Annotated in this window: 6 protein-coding genes; 4 read left to right on the forward strand and 2 right to left on the reverse strand. The window is 66.2% G+C overall.

What is annotated here, in order from left to right; translation table 11 throughout:
• The first annotated feature begins 253 nt into the window (after nucleotides 1–253).
• The gene (locus U741_RS17440; RefSeq protein ID WP_052378342.1) at nucleotides 254–2,359 is read left to right on the forward strand and encodes a putative bifunctional diguanylate cyclase/phosphodiesterase; all 2,106 of its coding nucleotides are present in this window, start codon (nucleotides 254–256) and stop codon (nucleotides 2,357–2,359) included.
• A 13-nt stretch (nucleotides 2,360–2,372) separates the two neighbouring features.
• Here the strand turns inward: U741_RS17440 and ahpF are convergent, their stop codons facing one another.
• Nucleotides 2,373–3,956, reverse strand: a complete 1,584-nt coding sequence (gene ahpF / locus U741_RS0100070; protein ID WP_029888454.1) for an alkyl hydroperoxide reductase subunit F — start codon at nucleotides 3,954–3,956, stop codon at nucleotides 2,373–2,375.
• A gap of 73 nt (nucleotides 3,957–4,029) precedes the next feature.
• Nucleotides 4,030–4,593: an alkyl hydroperoxide reductase subunit C gene (ahpC, locus tag U741_RS0100075; protein ID WP_029888455.1), complete on the reverse strand. Its 564-nt coding sequence runs from the start codon at nucleotides 4,591–4,593 to the stop codon at nucleotides 4,030–4,032.
• Between the two features lie 548 nt (nucleotides 4,594–5,141).
• Between ahpC and U741_RS0100080 the strand changes: the two genes are divergently transcribed.
• Genes U741_RS0100080 through U741_RS0100090 form a run of 3 tightly spaced genes read left to right on the forward strand, consistent with a single transcriptional unit; the run spans nucleotide 5,142 to nucleotide 19,406 of the window.
• Nucleotides 5,142–5,957, forward strand: coding sequence for a sulfatase-like hydrolase/transferase (locus U741_RS0100080; protein ID WP_029888456.1), 816 nt, complete (start codon nucleotides 5,142–5,144; stop codon nucleotides 5,955–5,957).
• A gap of 17 nt (nucleotides 5,958–5,974) precedes the next feature.
• Nucleotides 5,975–14,626, forward strand: coding sequence for a type I polyketide synthase (locus U741_RS18090; RefSeq protein WP_029888457.1), 8,652 nt, complete (start codon nucleotides 5,975–5,977; stop codon nucleotides 14,624–14,626).
• Entirely contained in the window at nucleotides 14,619–19,406 is a 4,788-nt protein-coding gene (locus U741_RS0100090) for a type I polyketide synthase (RefSeq protein ID WP_043110143.1), read from the forward strand. The genes U741_RS18090 and U741_RS0100090 overlap by 8 nt, the downstream gene beginning before the upstream one ends.
• Nucleotides 19,407–19,427: the final 21 nt, after the last annotated feature.

A 19,427-nucleotide genomic window follows, 5' to 3' on the forward strand; every position in this document is an offset into this window, starting at 1 on the left:
TCGCGCCATATTTTGCCCCCCCGGCGGCAGGCGCGGGTCGACATAGCCTGAAAGCAGTAGAAAAAAGCGCGTGGGCCAGCAACGGCCGAGGCGTCCCGGTTTATATTGGCGAACTGGAAGGAGAATCCGCATCGCACAAAACATCCAGGAGGAAAACGGTGTTCGGACCGACGGCAGCGCCGTCCGAAGGTTGCCTTCCAAGGCACCGGGCCGCTGACGCGTGAAGCCACCCACCCCACCCTCGCAACGTCCAATGGTCAAGATTACGGCAGGCGATCGGGAGCAGGCACGCCGCACATTACTCGGCCTGGAAGACCGGGATGAAATCCTTTGCATTGTCGACGGTGACGGCCGTTTCTTGGACGTCAGCGGCGGGCTGCAGCGCGCAAGCGGTCTCCTGCCGGACGCGCTGGTGGGTCGCTGTTTCGCAGACATCGTGGTGAGCGAGGACCTGCAGGCGACGATGGAAAGGTTCAGCGCCCTGAAAAGCGAGGGCGCCAAGGTGACGTTCACCAACCGATGCCGCGATGGCCTGGGAAAGATTCACCATCTTCGATGGACCGGCACCTGGTCAGCCGAACGCGGCTTGGCATTTGTTTGCGGCCGTGACGTCACCGAACTCGCCGAAGCCACCGCCACACTCAAGGCCCGTGGAACGCTACTGGAAATGGCGGGAAAGCTCGCCCAGTTTGGCGGCTGGTCGCTGGATCTTCGCGACAACCGGCTGGTCTGGTCGAAGGAAATATTCGTCATCCTGGGGCTCCCCAACAATCGACCACCACTGAGCCTCGCTGGCGTGATGGCGCTGTTCACACCCAAGTCACAACAGGTCATCACTGAAACGCTTGCGCGGTGCCGCATCAAGGGCGGTGAATTTGACCTTGAGCTGCAGATGAGCACCTTGACCTATCGCCGGATCGAGGTGCGCATAACCGGCCGCTGCGAAGTCGACAGCCATCATCAGCCGACGCACATCATCGGTGCCCTGCAAGATATTTCACGGCAGAAGCTTGCGCAGCAAGACATTGAGCGGCTGGCCTACTTTGACCCCCTGACCGGGCTGGCCAACCGTCAGCGGCTGCACGAAAAAATTGGGCTTCAACGCTCAATCTGCAGCCGCAAGCAATTAAACGCTGCGCTGCTTAGCGTCAACATCGACAACTTCAAGACCTTCAACAACAGCCAGGGACACTTTGCCGGCGACCAACTGTTGATGCTGGTGGGCGAGCGGCTCAGCGCCAGCGCCCGGGATGTCGACTTGGTCGCGCGCACCGACGGCGACAATTTTGTGGTGTTGATGCGCGGGCTGGACCCTGATCCCGAGCGGGCCGCCACGCAGACCCGCAACCTGGCCAGCCGCATCATGACCAGCCTCACCGAAACCTATCGGCTTCGCGACGGACGTGAGCATCGACTGACGATCAGTGTGGGCATCGTGATGTTCGGCGAGGTGTCGAAAAGCGCCGACGTTCTGCTGCAGCAATCGGCGTTGGCCATGCAAGCGGTGAAGGCCGACGGTGGGCATGCAATCCGCTTTTTCGACCCGGTGTTGCAATCGGCTGCCAACAACCGCGCAAAAACCGAATCGGCGCTACGCAGCGCCATCGACACCGACGACCTGTTCCTGCATTTCGAGCCTCAGATAACGGCCAGCGGTCGGGCCGTTGCGGCCGAGGCACTGCTGCGCTGGGTCCATCCCTCGCTGGGTCTGATCAGGCCGGCCGACTTTATCCCGTTGGCCGAAGCCTCGGGCCTGATCATCCCGCTGGGGCGCCATGTGCTGAAGCAGGCCTGCAAATCGCTGATCCAATGGCGGCGCCATCCACAAACGGCGCATCTGAAAATCGCCGTCAATATCAGCGCTGCGGAATTCCGTCATGTCGACTTTGTCGAGCAAACCTTGGCCATCATCGCCGACAGCGGCGTCGACCCCCGGTGGCTCACACTGGAGCTCACTGAATCGCTGTTGCTGACCGACATCACCCAGGTGATCGAGCGGATGCATCGCCTCAAGGCCCATGGCATCCGCTTTTCACTGGATGACTTCGGCACCGGATACTCATCGCTCGCCTATCTGCAGCAGCTGCCGCTGGACCAGCTCAAACTCGACATGTCGTTCGTCGGCAAATTGCCAGACGATGCGCGCTCAGCCGCGATCGTGCGCACCATCATCGCGCTGGGTCGCAGCCTCGAACTCGAACTGATTGCCGAAGGTGTCGAAACCGAGGCACAGCGACAGTTCTTGCTGGACGCAGGCTGTGATGGCCTTCAGGGCCACCTGTTCACCCCCGCCCTGACCGCCGAGGCACTCGCGACCTGGTTGGCAAAACGTCAGGGCGGGGCTGACGCCTCGCCCTGAGTCGCTGCGCCGATCAGGCGGCCTTGAGTGTCGGCACCGCCTGACGAATCAGGTGATCAAACGCACTCAGCGCCGCCTTTGAACCCTCGCCCATGGCGATGATGATCTGCTTGTACGGCGCGGTGGTGACATCGCCCGCCGCGAACACGCCCGGCACCGAGGTCTGCCCCTTGGCATCGACGATCACTTCACCGCGCGGGCTGAGCGCCACCGTGCCCTTGAGGAAGTCGCTGTTGGGCAGCAGGCCAATCTGCACGAACACGCCCTCCAGTTCGACGCGCTGGTCCTGGTCGGTCGTCCGATCCTTGTAAATCAACCCGTTGACGCGCTGGCCGTCGCCGGTGACCTCGGTGGTTTGCGCCGAGGTGATCACCGTCACGTTGGAGAGACTGGCCAGCTTGCGCTGCAACACCGCGTCGGCGCGCAACTGGCCGTCGTATTCGATCAGGGTGACGTGACGGACAATGCCGGCAAGGTCAATCGCTGCCTCGACACCGGAGTTGCCGCCGCCGATCACCGCCACGCGCTTGCCCTTGTACAGCGGACCGTCGCAGTGCGGGCAATAGGCCACGCCTTTGTTGCGGTACTGGTCTTCGCCCGGCACGTTCATCTGCCGCCAGCGGGCGCCGGTGGCCAGAATCACGCTGCGGCTCGTCACCGTGGCGCCGCTTTCCAGCGTGACTTCAATCAGTCCGTCGCCCGGCGACAGACGGGCGGCGCGCTGCAGCTTCATCACGTCCACTTCGTAATCGCTGACATGGGCTTCGAGCGCCGTGACCAGCTTCGGGCCTTCGGTTTCCTTCACCGAAATGAAATTTTCGATGCCCAGGGTGTCGGCGACCTGCCCGCCGAACCGCTCGGCAATCACGCCGGTGCGGATGCCCTTGCGCGCCGCGTAGATGGCGGCCGACGCGCCGGCCGGTCCACCACCCACCACCAACACGTCGAACGGCGCCTTGGCACTGATCTTGTTGGCTTCGCGCTGCGCGGCGCCGGGGTCGGCCTTGGCGATGAGTTTGGCGAGAATCTCGTCGATGCCCATGCGCCCGGAACCAAACGGCTCGCCGTTCAGAAACACGCTGGGCACCGCCATGACTTCGCGACGCTCCACCTCGCTCTGGAACAGGGCACCGTCGATGGCCGTGTGACGTATGCGCGGGTTGAGTACCGCCATCACGTTCAGCGCCTGCACCACATCGGGACAGTTCTGGCATGACAGCGAATAGAAGGTTTCAAACGCGAACGCGCCATCAAGACCGCGAATTTGCGCCGCCTGTTCGTCGCTGATTTTCGGCGGGTAGCCGCCCACCTGCAGCAAGGCCAATACCAGCGAGGTGAATTCGTGCCCCAGCGGCAGGCCGCCAAAGGTCACGCCGATGTCCTGGCCCGGACTGTTCAGGGTGAAGGCTGGTGCCCGTGTGCCCGCATCACGGGTTTCGCGAACACGGATCTGCGTTGAGCAGGCCTGAAGGTCGGCGAGCAAGCCTTGAAGGTCGGTGGCGCCCTGGCTGTCGTCGAGATTGGCAACGATGTCGATGGGCCGCACCGCGCGCTCAAGGTAACTCTGTAACTGCGCTTTGAGATCGGAATCCAACATGGTCACTCCTTAAATTCGGGCTCAAAAAAACCCGCCACCGATTGGCAGCGGGTCCGTGCAACTCAGACAAACCTCAGATTTTGCCGACGAGGTCCAGCGACGGCTTCAGGGTTTTCTCCCCTTCCTGCCACTTCGCGGGGCACACCTGACCGGGGTTTTCACGCACGAACTTGGCCGCCTTGAGCTTGCGAAGGGTTTCCTTCATGTCACGGGCGATGGCGTTGTCGTGAATTTCCTGCGTCTTGATGATGCCGTCAGGATCGATCAGGAAGGTGCCGCGCAGCGCGAGCCCTTCTTCATCGATGTGCACGCCGAAGGCACGGGTCAACTGGTGCGTCGGGTCACCCACCAGGGGGAACTTCGACTTACCAACCGCCGGCGAGGTGGCGTGCCAGACCTTGTGCGAGAAGTGCGTGTCGGTGGTGACCACGAAGATCTCGGCGCCCAGCTTCTGGAACTCGGCGTAATGGTCGGCTGCGTCTTCCACTTCGGTCGGGCAATTGAAGGTGAATGCGGCCGGCATGAACACCACAACCGACCACTTGCCTTTGAGACTGGCTTCGGTGACCTCGATGAATTCACCGGCCTGGAACGCAGTGGTCTTGAAGGCTTGAACGGGGGTGTTGATCAGCGACATGAAAACTCCTGAGAGGGGCAAAATTGCTTGAGAGGAAACAGCTTGGGGCCGCGTAGCGTAACTGGCCTTGTGAATAGTTAAATTGAAATATTCCAATTCCATCAATAGTCATAATCTATTGATTGCTGCACTGCGACATGGCTGATTGCTGCGACGCACCATCCGTAACCATTTTCTAGCAAGATAGATGCCGCTTGCGGGGCTCATCTGGACCGTTGATCGGCAAAAATGCCGACCCGGTGGCGACTGCGCGCACCCCATCACCTTGACGTAGCCGTTTATCCTGACGGTCTGTCAGCCAATTGCCATCACACCCCCGCGCAGGCGCGCAACGCGACCGTCTGTCAGGTGCCGCTTTACGTCATCTTCAAATCTAAACAGGATAGCGTCGGTATAGTCTCGAAAAATACTTTACGGAACTGGCACTTACAAGGCCTTCTTGAGAGTTATCTGACACCTGAACAAGTTATTTTCCTACGTTCATTCATCAGGCTTGGCCCCAGTTTTGCCTGCGCCGATTCACCCACCTCTATCCAGTCAGCGTCTCCATGAGCAAAAACGTCATCTTCATCGTGATGGACAGCTGCCGCTATGACAGCTACGCCCGCGCCCGCACCCCCAACATGGACCGCATCGGCCTCGGTGAGAAGCGTTTCAGCTACGCCTCGTGGACCTCTCCGTCGCACTACACCTACCTGATGGGCATGCTGCCGCACAGCAGTCCGCAGGGCGTGTTTGCCTCCGAGGTCTATAAAAAGGAGTTCGCCCAGTGGGTGCCGCGCCTCGGCATCGACGGGCTGTCGTTCAAGGATTTCGTGCCGCAACTGTCGCTGCCGCATGTGCTGCAAGAAAACGGTTACCGCACCGTGGCGCGCGTGTCGCTGCCGGTGCTCAACCCGATGTCGCATCTCAACCGTCATTTCGACGACTACAAGTTGATGAGCAACCACAACGACTTCGGCGGCATCATTCAGCAGGTCGAGTTCGATGAAGACGAGCCCAGCTTCCACTTCCTGAACCTGGGCGAAACCCACTACCCCTACATGCTCGACGGCGATTCGATGCCGCACATCTCGGGCGTGCACGGCGTGTTCAAGCGCCTTGATGACGACCTGGGCCAGGCCACCGTTGACCAGTTTTTTGACGACGACCAGATGCGCGACCTGCACGCCCAGCAGGTGAAGACGGTGGAGCATGTCGACACTCTGATCGACGCCCTCATTTCCAAGGCACCGGTCAACACCCACTTCATCATCACCGCCGACCACGGCGAGTGTTTTGGTGAAAACGGCTACTTCGGCCACGGCCCCATCGTTCACGAAAAAGTGATGGAAGTACCGTTTCTCGAAGGTGTGAAACGCTGATTTTCTGAGGTCATCCCATGACGCCCACTGACGCCACTGCCCACCCGCAACGCCCTTTCGAGATCTTCGGTCTCAACCCGGGCAGCCTGCCGCCGCAACTGGCGTTGGCACTGGCGCGCAGCGGCGCCACCGGCTTGCTGGACCTGGTGCATGCCGCCGATACGGCGCTGTCATCGACCCATTTTCGGGCGCTGGCCAGCAGCACCGAAGCCCGCATTGGCCTGCGCATCCACGCCGGGCAACTGCCACAAGCGCTGGAGCTGCTTCAGCTCGCAAACGACCGCAGCCTCACCGTCATCCTCGCGGCGGGCGAACCCGGCCGCCAGCAACACGCCGCCGCCGCCCTGCGCGCGGCCCATGGCGGCCTGCTGCTGTGGGCCGAAGTCACCACCGCCGAAGCTGCCACCGCGCTGGGTGACGGCGTTGATGGCCTGATCGCCCTCGGTCACGAAGCGGGCGGATGGGTTGGCGAAGACACCAGCTTCATCCTGCTGCAAAAACTGCGCGGCGCCTCAGTCTTGCCGGTGATGGTGCGCGGTGGCATTGGCGTTCGCGCGGCCGCGGCCTGCCGGGTTGCGGGCGCCAGCGGCGTGGTGCTGGACGACTGCCTGTTGTCGCTACAGGAATCGCCCCTGCCTGCGCCCCTGCAAAACGACTTGGCGCGCCTCAACGGCGCCGAGTGCAAGCTCTTCGGCGAGCGGGTCGAGCAGCCGCTGCGGGTCTACGGCAAGCCCTCAGGCCCCGCCCTGAAGGCCGCCGAAGCCGATGATCGCGCCGCCGAAGGTGGCCAACTCGACACCGCCGAATGGCGCCAGCGCATGGACGCACGCATCGCCTGGTCGGGCAGCCCGGACGCCCTGCTGCCGGTCGGCCAGGCGGTGGGCCTTGCGGCGGGGTACCGGCAACGCTATGGCTCGGTCGGCAAGCTGCTGCAAGCGTTGCGCCGCGCCAGCCAGCAGCAGATCGAATCAGCCGCAACCCTTAGTTTTGTTGACGAAAACGGCCCGCTGGCCGCGTCCCACGGCACCCGCTTCCCGGTGGTGCAGGGGCCCATGACGCGGGTGTCAGACTCCCCCGACTTTGCGGTCGATGTGGCACGCGGCGGCGCCCTGCCGCTGCTGGCGCTGGCGCTGATGCGCGGCCCGCAAGTGCGCGAGATGCTGGAGCAAACCCGCGACCGCATCGGCGACGCACCCTGGGGCGTGGGCCTGCTGGGCTTCGTGCCGCATGCGCTGCGCGAAGAACAATGCGCCGAAATCTGGAAGTGCCCGCCGCCGTTCGCGCTGATTGCCGGCGGCCGCCCCGACCAGGCTGCCGAGTTCGAGAAACGCGGCATCACCACTTATATCCATGCGCCCGCACCCGCGCTGCTGCGCTTGTATCTGGAGCAGGGCGCGCGCCGCTTCGTGTTTGAAGGCCGCGAATGCGGTGGCCACGTGGGGCCCATCGCCAGCTTCCCGCTGTGGGAGCAAATGATCGAACTGCTGCTGGCCGAGGTGAAACCCGCCGACGCCAAAGACGTACACGTGCTGTTTGCCGGTGGCATTCACGACGCGCTGTCGTGCGCCATGGTGGCCGCCATGACCGCGCCGCTGGCCGCGCGCGGCATGAAAGTGGGCGTGCTCATGGGCACGGCCTATCTGTTCACGCAAGAAATCGTCCACAGCGGCGCCATCGTCCAGGGCTTTCAGGACGAAGCCCTGCGCTGCCGCCGCACGGTGAACCTCGAAACCGGCCCCGGCCACGCCTCGCGCTGTGTCGATACCCAGTTTGCCCGTGAATTCTTCGACACCCGCCGCCGCCTCATCCGCGACGGCCGCAGCGCCGAAGAAATTCGCGACGAGCTGGAAGACCTGAATCTGGGCCGCCTGCGCATCGCCTCGAAAGGCGTCAACCGCAACACCGAAGGCAGCATCGTTAGCGTCGCAGCCGCCGAACAGCTCGACCAGGGTATGTACATGATTGGCCAGGTGGCCACGCTGCGCGCCACAGCGCTCAGCATTGAAGACCTGCACCTTGACGTGTGCCGCGGCGCGCAGATTCACCTTGAAGACTGGACCGACGCTGGCAAAACCCGCCGCGCGCAGGCCCAGCCCGCCGACATCGCCATTGTTGGCATCGGCACCCTGCTGCCCAAGGCCGACGGCCCGGACGCGTTCTGGCACAACATTCTTCATCAGGTGTGCGCCATCGGCCCGGTGCCGCCCGAGCGCTGGGACCCCGAGCTGTATTTCGACGCCGATCGCAAAACCCGCGACAAAATCTACTCGCGCTGGGGCGGCTTTCTCGACGAGGTGCCGTTTGACCCCATGAAGTTCGGCATTCCGCCGCGCTCAATGAAGTCCATAGACCCGATGCAGTTGCTCACCCTTGAGGTGGCGCAACGCACCCTCGCCGATGCCGGATATGGCGACGGCGGGTTTGATCGCGAAAACACCTCCATCATCCTCGGCGCGGGCGGCGGCCTCGGCGATCTGGGCCTGCAATACGGCGTGCGCGCCGAGTTGCCGCGCTTTGTCGAAAACCCCGACCCCCGGGTCTGGGAACGCCTGCCGGAATGGACCGAAGAATCCTTTGCCGGAACGCTGCTCAACGTAGCCGCCGGGCGCGTCGCCAACCGGATGGACTTTGGCGGCCTCAACTTCACCGTGGACGCAGCCTGCGCGTCGTCGCTGGCGGCCATCTCCATTGCCGTCAGCGAACTGGAATCGGGGCGCAGCAACTTCGTGCTGGCCGGTGGCATCGACACGGTGCAGTCGCCGTTCGGCTTTCTGTGCTTCTCCAAAACCCAGGCGCTGTCGCCCACCGGCGCGCCGCGCACCTTTGACCAGGCCGCCGACGGCATTGCCATCAGCGAAGGTTTGGCGGTGGTGGCCCTGAAGCGCCTTGCCGATGCCGAGCGCGACGGCGACCGGATTTACGCGGTCATCAAGGCCGTGGCCGGGTCCAGTGACGGCAAAGCTTTGGGCCTGACCGCGCCGCGCCCCGACGGGCAGATTCGCGCCCTGAAGCGCGCCTACGCCAAGGCCGGGTTCTCGCCAAGCTCGCTGGAATTGTTCGAAGCCCACGGCACCGGCACCCCGGTTGGCGACAAGGCCGAGGCCGAAACCATCACCCGCGCGCTGCGCGCCGAGCAAGCCGCACCGCAGAGCGTTGCCCTGGGCTCAGTCAAAACCCTGGTCGGCCACACCAAGGCCAGCGCGGGCGTTGCCGGGCTCATCAAAATGGCGCTGTCGCTCTACCACCGCGTGCAACCCGCGCACTTTGGCGTGGACAAACCCATTGCGCCGCTGGCCGCCGCCGACGCCCCCGCCTACCTACTCAAGCAGCCGCGCCCGTGGATTGCCCACCCCGATCACCCGCGCCGCGCCGGCGTGTCGGCCTTCGGCTTTGGCGGCACCAACTTCCACGCCGTGCTGGAGGAATACAGCGGCGCACAAGTTTCCACTGCCGGGCACGACCGCTGGCCGCAGGAGCTGATCGTGTTCCGCGCCGCCGATCGCGCGCAGTTGCAGCAGCAGATTGCCCAGGTCCAACCCCTGCTCGCCGCACCCGGCAAGCTCACCCTGGCCGAACTGGCGCTGGCGCTGGCCCGCGCCGCAGAAGGTCGCGGCGACACGGCGGTGCGCCTTGCGCTGGTGGCCGGTGACTTCGCCGGTCTCAACGCCGAACTCGGCAAGGTCAGCGCCCACCTGCGTGACGGCCAGGCGCTGCCGCCGACCATCCGCTTCAATGCCGACGCCCCAACCGACGCGCCCAAGCTGGCGTTTGTGTTCCCCGGCCAGGGCGCGCAGTACGTCAACATGGGCCGCGAGGCCGCGCTGTACATCGATGACATTCGTCAGTCGCTGGAGCACGCCGACCGCAGCCTCAACGGCCAACTGCCGCGTCGCCTGTCGCAGTACATTTTGCCGCCCGCCGCGTTCAGCGCCGAGGCCGAAGCGGACCAGCAGGCCGCCCTCACCGACACCCGCGTTGCGCAACCCGCAATTGGCGCCGTGTCGCTGGGCTATCTGGCCTTGGCCGAGCGCTTGGGCTTGCAGGCCAGCGCCAGCGCCGGTCACAGCTACGGCGAATATGTTGCTTTGGCCGCAGCAGGCGCCATCAGCCGTGACGACTGCCTGCGGCTGTCGGCCATTCGCGGTGCGGCAATGGCCCAGGCCAGTGCCAGCGCGGTGCCCGGCACCATGGCCGCCGTGCAGGGCACGCGGGAGGCCATCGACATGGTCATCCGCAGCTTTCAAGGCGTGCGCATTGCCAACCACAACGCGCCGCAGCAAAGCGTGATTTCGGGGCCGCGTGCCGCCGTCGAAGCCGCCGTCAAGGCGCTGGGCGAGGCCGGTCTGCGCGGCACGCTGCTGCCGGTTTCTGGTGCGTTTCACACCGAACTGGTGGCCGACGCGCGGCCGCCGCTGTCGGAGGCCATCCACCGCACCGCCTTCCACACGGCGCGCTTCCCGGTATTCAGCAACAGCGACGGCGCGCCGTATCCGGCCAGCCCGGCACAGATGCAAACCCAGCTCGACGGGCACCTGCTGTCCAGCGTGGAGTTCGTGCGCGAAATCACCGCCATGGCCGACAGCGGCTGCACGGTGTTTGTGGAACTCGGCCCAAAAAGCATCTGCACCAACATGGTTCGCAGCATTCTGGGCGAGCGCAACAACATCACCGCCGTGGCGCTGGACGGCCAGGGCGGCGGCATCAAGGGCCTGCTCGCGGGCCTGGCAGAACTCTGGACCCAGGGCGTCGCGCTCAAACCCCTGCGCCTGTTCGACGGCCGCGAACTGCGCCTGCTCGACATGGCCCAGCTTGCCCAGGCGGCCGCCATCGACGCCATTCCGGCGCATGTGTGGCGGGTTAGCGGCGGCTGCGCCCGCGCGCCCGGCGACAGCATCCGCCGCACCGGCAGCCTGCCCGCACTGACCCGCGTCACGGCCGATGCCGCGCGCGCCGAAGCCGCAGCACACCAAGCCATCGCGCCCGCTGCGGCGCCGGTTGAGTCCAGCCCGGTGACAACGCCCGTGCCGGCACTGGGCAGCGCGCTCACTGCCGACGCCATGCTGGCCTACCAACAGACCATGCAGCAGTTTCTGGCGCTGCAAGAGCGCGTAATTGCCCAAGCCTTGGGCGGCGCGATGCCCGCGCTGCCAACCGCTACCCCCGCTGCGCAGCCCGTCGCCCCTGCGGCGGTTGCCACGCCCAGCATCACGGCGCCCCTCGCAGCGCCGCCCGCTGTCGCCGCAATTGCCGATTCCCCCCTCCCCATTCCCAGCCGCATCGACCATCAGTCGATGCTGCTCAACCTGGTCGCCGACCGCACCGGTTACCCGCAAGACATGCTGGCGCTGGATGCTGATCTTGAAGCCGACCTGGGCGTGGATTCCATCAAGCGCGTCGAAATCATCGGCGCCCTGCAAAAAGCCCTGCCGAGCGAAGCCGCCACCCAAATCGCCCAGCACATGGAGCGCTTCACCCAAGCACGCAGCCTGCAAGCCATTCTGGAGGCGCTGCTCTCTTCTCTCCCACCCAGCGGGAGAGAGGGCCGTGCGGAGCAAGGTGCAACGTCAGCTTCTGGTGACGCCACGGCGGCTGCGCCGCCGCCCTCCCCCCCCCTTTCGGGGCACCCGCTCGCGGGAGAGGGGATGAAAGACATGCTGCTCAACCTGGTCGCCGACCGCACCGGCTACCCGCAAGACATGCTGGCGCTGGATGCGGATCTTGAAGCTGACCTGGGCGTGGATTCCATCAAGCGCGTCGAGATCATCGGCGCCCTGCAAAAAGCCCTGCCCGGCGAGGCCGCCACCCAAGTCGCCGAGCACATGGAGCGCTTCACCCAGGCGCGCAGCCTGCAGGCGATTCTCGATGCGCTCACCGCATTGGCGCCTGCCGTGGCTACGGCGCCGGCAAACGCTGCAGCCGTCGAGCCGCAGATCGATCTGCAAGCGGTGCTGCTCACCCTGGTCGCCGACCGCACCGGCTACCCGCCTGAGATGCTGGCGCTGGACGCTGACCTTGAGGCCGACCTCGGCGTTGACTCGATCAAACGCGTCGAGATCATCGGCGCGCTGCAGAAAGCACTGCCCGCCACGCTGGGCGCGCAGGTGCAGCCGCAGATGGAACGCTTCACCCAGGCGCGCAGCCTGCAGGCGATTGTGGATGCGCTGACCGGCCTGACGCCCGCTGCAGCAACGCCCGTTGCCACGCCCCCGGCCACGGGCGGCCAATCCGCGCCGGTGATCGACGCCGAGCCGCAGACCATTCCGCGTTACGTGGTGAAGCCCCTGGCGGCACCGCTGCCGCCCAGCCGCGTGCGCCTCACCGGCACCGCGCTGATCGTCGCCGCGCCCTCGGGCATCGGCGAAGCCCTGGCCGCCCGACTGCGCGCCGAAGGACTGCACCCGGTGGCCATCGACGCGGTCACCTCGGACGCATTGGCCGCAGCGGTTGACGCCGCGCGCACCGCTCACGGGCCGGTTCGTGCCGTTCTGCACCTCAGCGGTCTCAACCCCCACGACAACGGTGATGCGGCCGACGATTGGGCGACGGGTTATCAGCAACACCTGCTGTCGATGCTGCACCTCGCGCAGGCGCTGGGCGCCGACCTGAAAAGTGCACGGCTGCTGGCCGGCTCACGTCTGGGCGGCAGCTTCGGTCGCAGCAGTGTCAGCGACGGCTCGCTGCTCGCCGGAGGCCTCAATGGAATTTTGAACTGCATTCGCCACGAGTATCCCGAGGCGGTGCTGCGCGCCGTCGATTTTGACGGCCAGACCGACAGCGAGATCGTCGCGGCCCTCTGCGACGAACTGCTGTGCGACGACGCCGCACCCGAAATCGGCTACGTCGGCCCCATCCGCTACGGCAGTCTTGTCGCCGAGCAGCCGCTCAGCCCCGGCGACGCACCGGTCCTGACCCCAAACGGCGACTGGGTGGTGCTGGCCACCGGTGGCGCGCGCGGCATCACCGCCGAGCTGCTCGAAGAAATGGCGCGGCCCGGCATGTGCATGGTGCTGCTGGGCCGCAGCCCGGAACCCGGCACCGAACCGGCCGCGCTGACCGCGTTGCAGACCGTCAGCCAGTTGCGCGGTCATCTGCTGGCCGAAACCAAGGCTGCCGGCAAGGTCGCCCAGCCGGTCGAGATTGACCGGCAGATCAGCCGCATTCAGGCCGACCGGGAAATCCGCAGCAACCTCGCCCGCCTGCGCGCGGCCGGCTGCACGGTGGACTACCGCGCCTGCGACGTCCGCGACGAAGCCGCGCTCACCGCCGTACTGGCCGACCTCTACACCCGTCACGGCCGCATCGATGCGGTGATTCACGGTGCCGGCGTGATCGAGGACAAGCTGATCGTCGACAAGCAGCCGGACTCCTTCGCCCGCGTGCTCGGCACCAAGCTGGATTCGGCGCGCGTGCTGTCGCGCCATCTGCAACCCGCCAGCCTGAAAATGCTCTGCTTCTTCACCTCGATTGCCGGACGTATCGGCAACCGCGGCCAGTCGGACTATGCCGCCGCCAATGAGGTGCTCAATCGCCTGGCGTGGCAGTTGCACCGGCGCTGGCCCGATGCCCGCGTGATGGCCATCAACTGGGGGCCGTGGGATGCCGGCATGGCCAGCGAAGCGGTCAAGGCCGCGTTCCGCACCCAGGGGATCGAGCCCATCCCGGTGGCGGCCGGTCGTCGCTATTTCATCGACGAGCTGATGTACGGGCCGCGCGCCGACGTCGAGCTGGTGGCCGGTCGCGGCATCTGGGGCGTTGCCACAGCCGACCTGCCGGTGGCCGAACCGACCCGCCTGCCGCTGATCATCCACGCGCCGCGCATGGGGCCAGGCGGCGCCATGACCCTGGACCACACCTTCACCGCCGACAGTGACCCCTACCTGCTCGACCACCGCATCGACGGCAAGCTGGTGCTGCCGGCCGCCGGGGCCGCCGAGTGGATGGCGCAGTTTGCCGCCGCCGCGTGGCCGGGCTGGCAGGTCAGCGAACTGCGCGACCTGCGCCAGTTCAACGGCATTTCGCTGGAAGCCGATGGCGAGCGACTGATCCAGTTGCGCGCCCGCGCCTCGTCGCATTCCGATGCCGGCACCCAGTCGATCACCGTCGAAATGGTCGACCCCGCACAGAAGCGCCCCTGCTACCGCGCCACCGTATGCCTGGTGGAGCGTCTGCCCGAAGCGCCGGTCATCAATCTGGCGGCCGTGACTGACGCCCAGCCGGTGAATGTGGGCGACGCCTATGCCCACTATCTGTTCCACGGCCCGCGCTTTCAGCTGATCAAGCGTATCGACGGCGTGTCACTGCAAGGCGTCGATGCCGCAGTGCAGGGCGCCAACGTCCAGCGCTGGCTGGACCGCGACGGCAGCTGGCTGTTCGATCCGGGCCTGCTCGATCTGCCGCCGCAGCTGGCCATCGTCTGGTCGCGCGTGCACCACGACATGACCGCCCTGCCGTCGGCCTTCGGTCGCGTCAGCCGCTACGCCGGGGGCGACCGCAACGGCCCGCTGAAGCTGGCGATGCGCATGTTGCCCGACGATCAGGCGCAGTCGGTGCGCTACGACGCCTGGATCACCGACGCGCAAGGCCGCGTGCTGGTGGCGATGGAGCGTTGCGAAGGCCACATGAGCGCCGCCCTGAACCGGCTGGCGGAGAAGGCCAAACCCGGTGGCTGAACCTCTGGGCATTGCCATCGTCGGCATGTCCGGCGTCTATGCCGGTGCCCGTGATGTACGGGCCTACTGGCAGAACATTCTCGACAAGCGCTATTGCGTGACCGAGGCGCCCGAGGCCTGGTCGCGCGGCGTGCTCGACGCCCAGGGCAAGGCCGGCAACCGCGTCTACACCGCGCAGGGCGGTTGGCTGCACGAGCTGGCCGAGTTCGACCCGCGCGAGTTCGGCGTCATGCCCAACACCGTCGATGGCCGTGAGCCCGATCACTTTTTGGCACTGAAGCAGTCGCGCGATGCGCTCAAAGACAGCGGCTATCTCGACAAGCCGTTCAACCACGAGCGTGCCGGCATCATTCTGGGGCGCGGCAACAACACCAACCGCGGCGCCGCCAACCTGATCGCCCACGGCAACGAGATCGACCAGATGGTCGACATCGTCGCCAAGGTCCGTCCCGACTTCAGCGACACCGAACTGGAGGCACTGCGCGAAGGGCTGCGCGCCCAATTGCCGCCGTTCAACCCGGAAATGTTGCCGGGGCTGATCCCCAACGTCACCACCGGCATCATTGCCAACCGGCTCGATTTGATGGGGCCCAACTGCATTGTCGATGCCGCCTGCGCCTCATCCTTGGTGGCACTGGAACAGGCCTGCCGCGAGCTGCAACTCGGCCGCTGCGACCTGATGCTTTCGGGCGGCGTGCACGCGCAGACGCCGCCGCACAGCTACATGATTTTTTCGCAGATCAACGCGCTGTCACGCGAGCGCATTCGCCCCTTCGACGCGGCCGGCACCGGCACCCTGCTGGGCGAGGGCTGCGGCATCGTCGTGCTCAAGCGTCTTGATGATGCCGAGCGCGACGGCGACCGCATCTATGCGGTCATCAAGGGCATCGGCGTCGGCAGTGACGGCAAGGCCAAGGGCTTGTTCGCCCCGCGCATGGAAGGCCAGGTCGTGGCCCTGCGCCGCGCCTACGACGGCAGCGGCATCCACCCCGACAGCATCGGCCTGATCGAAGCGCACGCCACCGGCATTCCGCTGGGGGATCGCACCGAGATCCAGTCGCTGACCCAGGTGTTCGGTCCACGTCGCGGCCTGCCGGGTGTGGCGCTGGGTTCGGTGAAAAGCCAGATCAGCCACGCCATTCCGGCCTCCGGTGCCGCCAGCCTGATCAAGACCAGCCTGGCCCTGCACCACAAGGTGCTGCCGCCGATGCTCTGCGACACGCCGCACCCGGCGCTGGCGCTGGAAAACACGCCGTTCTACATCAACAACGAGGCGCGGCCCTGGGTGCATGACCCACGCCAGCCTCGCCGCGCGGGCGTCAACGCCTTCGGCTTCGGCGGCATCAACGCCCATGTGGTGCTGGAAGAACATCGGCCCAAAGGTCGCGCGGTTCGCGTGCCGGTGCTGCACGCGCCCAGCAGCGGCGAGCTGGTGATGATCGCCGCCGTGGATCTGCCGTCGCTGCGTGCCCGCATTGAGAACCTACAGGCGCGCCTGGCGCTGAAACCCATTCCGGCCCTGGCCGCCGTCGCGGCCGCCACCGCAGCCGAAGCACACGGCGAGCACCGGCTGGCCATTGTCGCCAGCGACATCGACGATCTGGCCAAGAAGCTCGAACAGGCGCTGGCCAAACTGGCCGGTGACGCCCCGGCGCCGTTCAAGACGCGCGGCGGTCTGTTCTATGGCTTTGGCGCCGCGCCCGGCAAGGTGTGCATGCTGTTCCCCGGTGAGGGCGCGCAGTACCCGAACATGCTGGCCGATGTCTGCGTGCAGTTTCCACAGGCGCGCGAGTGGTTCGATTTTCTTGAAGGCACGACCATCCCCGGCCAGCGCCTGAGCCGCATGCCGGTGCTGTTTCCGCCGCCAACGACCCTGGACGACGCACAGCGCGCCGAACTCGATGCCCGCTTGTTCGAGATGGACATCGCCTCTGAATCGGTGTTCGCCGCCAGCCTGGCGCTGTTCGATGTGCTGACCGCCGTCGGCCTGCGCGCCGACGCCATGCTCGGCCATTCCACCGGCGAAAACACCGCGCTCACCGCCGCCCGCGTGCGCCGCTACAGCGACCGCAGTGAGCTCGCCGACACGGTGCGCGACCTCAACCAGTTGTTCCAGAAACTCGAAGCCGACGGCGCCATTGCCGAAGGCGTGCTGCTGACCATCGGCGGCCTGCGCCCCGATGCACGCGCGCGTCTGTTTGCCGGCGCGGGCGCCGACTACGTCATCGCCATGGACAACTGCCCCAACCAGGTGGTGGTGTTTGGCCAAAAGCCGGCCTTGGACGCGCTGCGCGCCCGACTGGTCGACGACAGCGCCATCTGCGCCGAACTGCCGTTTGGTCGCGCCTATCACACCGCCTTGTTCAAGCCCATCGCCGAGGCGTATCGCGACTATTTCAGCCAGGTGGATTTCGGCCCCGGCGACGCCACCCTGTACAGCGCCTGCAGCGCGGCGCCGTTTCCGGCCGAGGCCGACGCCATTCGCGGGCTGGTCGCGGACCAGTGGGACCACCCGGTGCGCTTCGTCGAAACCGTGCAGCGTCTCTATGAGGATGGCGTGCGCGTGTTCATCGAAGTCGGCCCCAGCGGCAACCTGACGTCATTTGTCGGTGACACCTTGCGCGGCAAGGCCGACGCGTTGGTGGTGGCCAGCAACAGCCGCCGTAAATCCGGCCTCGGCCAGTTGCAGCAGGCCTTGGGCCAGTTGTTTGCCGCCGGTGTGCCGATGCAGCCTGGCGGCCTGTTCGCGCATCGCGATGTGCCGGCGGTGCCGGCGCCCAGCGACGCCGTCGCGCCGCGCCTGAACCTGATGATGCCGCGCCTGCAATGGCCGGAACATCTGGCGGTGCCACCGCTGCCCATTCCCGCAAACCCCAGCGCAGCGACTGCCGCAGCCGTTGAAAAGCCCTCGCAGACCACAGCCCCCACCGACCCACGCAGCGCGGCCCTGCAAACCCATTTCGCGCTCATGCAGTCGTTCCTCGACTCCCAGGCCCGGGTGCTGGGGCTGGTGTCCGGCAACGCGGTCGCTGCGGCGACGCAGACCACGGCGACACCGCCACCAGCGAGCTATCCGCTGCTGGGCACGACGGTCGATGAGCACAGCGCCGACAAGCTGGTGCTGCACCACACACTGACCGTGTCGCACGACGCATTTCTGGCCGATCACACCCTCGGCAGCGCACCGAGTCTGCACAACGACCGCTTGAAACCCATTGCCGTCGTGCCGTTCACCTTCAGCATGGAAATGCTGGCCGAAGGCGCGCACCGACTGTTGGGCCGCGCGGAGTTGAAGCTCGTCGCCATCGACCAGTCGCGCGGCAGCCGCTGGCTGTCGCTGGACCGTGGCGATCTGGCCCTGCGCCTGGTGCTGGAACGCCAGGACAGCCCCGCCGGCGCGCCCATCGTGCGCGGCCGTCTTTACTGGGTCGACGCCAAAGCACCCGGTGGCGGGCTGATGGTGTTCGAGGCGCTGCTGCACTTCGCCGCGCACTACGACGCCGCGCCGCCTGCCCTGGGCTGGAGCGACGGCGATGGCCGCCCGGCGAACCGCAACCCCGATGCGCGGCTGTATCGCAACGGCATGTTCCACGGCCCACGCCTGCAGGGCGTGAAGCACCTGCGCCGCTGGTCCGACAGCGCCATCGAGGCCGATCTTGAGGTGCTGGCCACCGGCGACTATTTCGCCGGTACGCCGGCGCCGTGCTTCCAGTTCGACGCCGCCCTGCTCGATGCCGCCGGGCAATTGGCCGGCTATTGGTTGTCGGAGAAATTCGGCTGGGGGTTCAACTGCTTTCCGTTCCAGGTGGACCAGTGCCGCGTGTTCAGCGCGCCACCGCCGGCCGGTACGCGGGTGTTGTGCCGCATGAACATTGCATTGGATGGCGACCAGCGGCTGCGCTGCGACTTCGACCTGGTCGATGCCGCAGGCTCGCTGCTGATGCGTATCGAAGGCTGGAAAGACCGGGTCTTCAACGTGCCGCAGCGGCTTTACGACTTCCGCCTGCAGCCGTCGGCGGCATTTCTGTCGGAGCCCTGGCTGCGCGAGTCGGTGGACGCCGCCACCGAACTGCGGCGGGTCAATGCCTTCGACAACGCCTTTCTCGACGAAGGCGGCGGCATCTGGAAGCGGATGCTGGCCCACCTGGTGCTGACCGACGCCGAGCGCAACCAGTTTTACGGCCTGTCGGACCGCGGACCGCGCCGCGAGGAATGGCTGCTGGGCCGCATCGCCGCCAAGGACGCGCTGCGCGAATGGGCGTTTCACCAGCACCGGCTGACCCTGGCCTGCGCCGACATCGAACTCAGTGCCGATGCGCGTCCGCAGGCCCGTGCGCCAGGACACCCCGCGCTGCGTCTGCCGCCGATCTCGATCAGCCACAGCCAGCGCGGCGCCGTTGCCATGGTGGGTGAAGCGGGCGCGCCCTGCGGGCTGGACTACCAACGTCTCGACCACATCGACCCGGCGCTGCTGGCTGCAGGTGGATTGACCGAGCGCGAGCAAACCCTGCTCACCCGCTTCAAGGGCGAGGCGCTGACCCGCGCCACCGTGGCGCTGTGGTGCGCCAAGGAAGCGGCTGCCAAGTCCGGTGGCCTGGGTTTTGCAGGCAAACCACGCGACTGGGTGGTTGGCCATCTGGGCGACGGTGACACACCCGCCACCGCCGCCGTGCTACACGACGCCGTTCGCTACGAGATTGAACTGCGCTATCCGGGGCCGACCGAGGTGGTCGCCCTGTGCCGCCGGGCACAGTCGACCCCTTTGGCCGCCAACATCTGATTAACGACGAAACACACCGGG

Origin of the sequence: Polycyclovorans algicola TG408, assembly GCF_000711245.1 — a bacterium.
GTDB classification, from domain to species: domain Bacteria; phylum Pseudomonadota; class Gammaproteobacteria; order Nevskiales; family Nevskiaceae; genus Polycyclovorans; species Polycyclovorans algicola.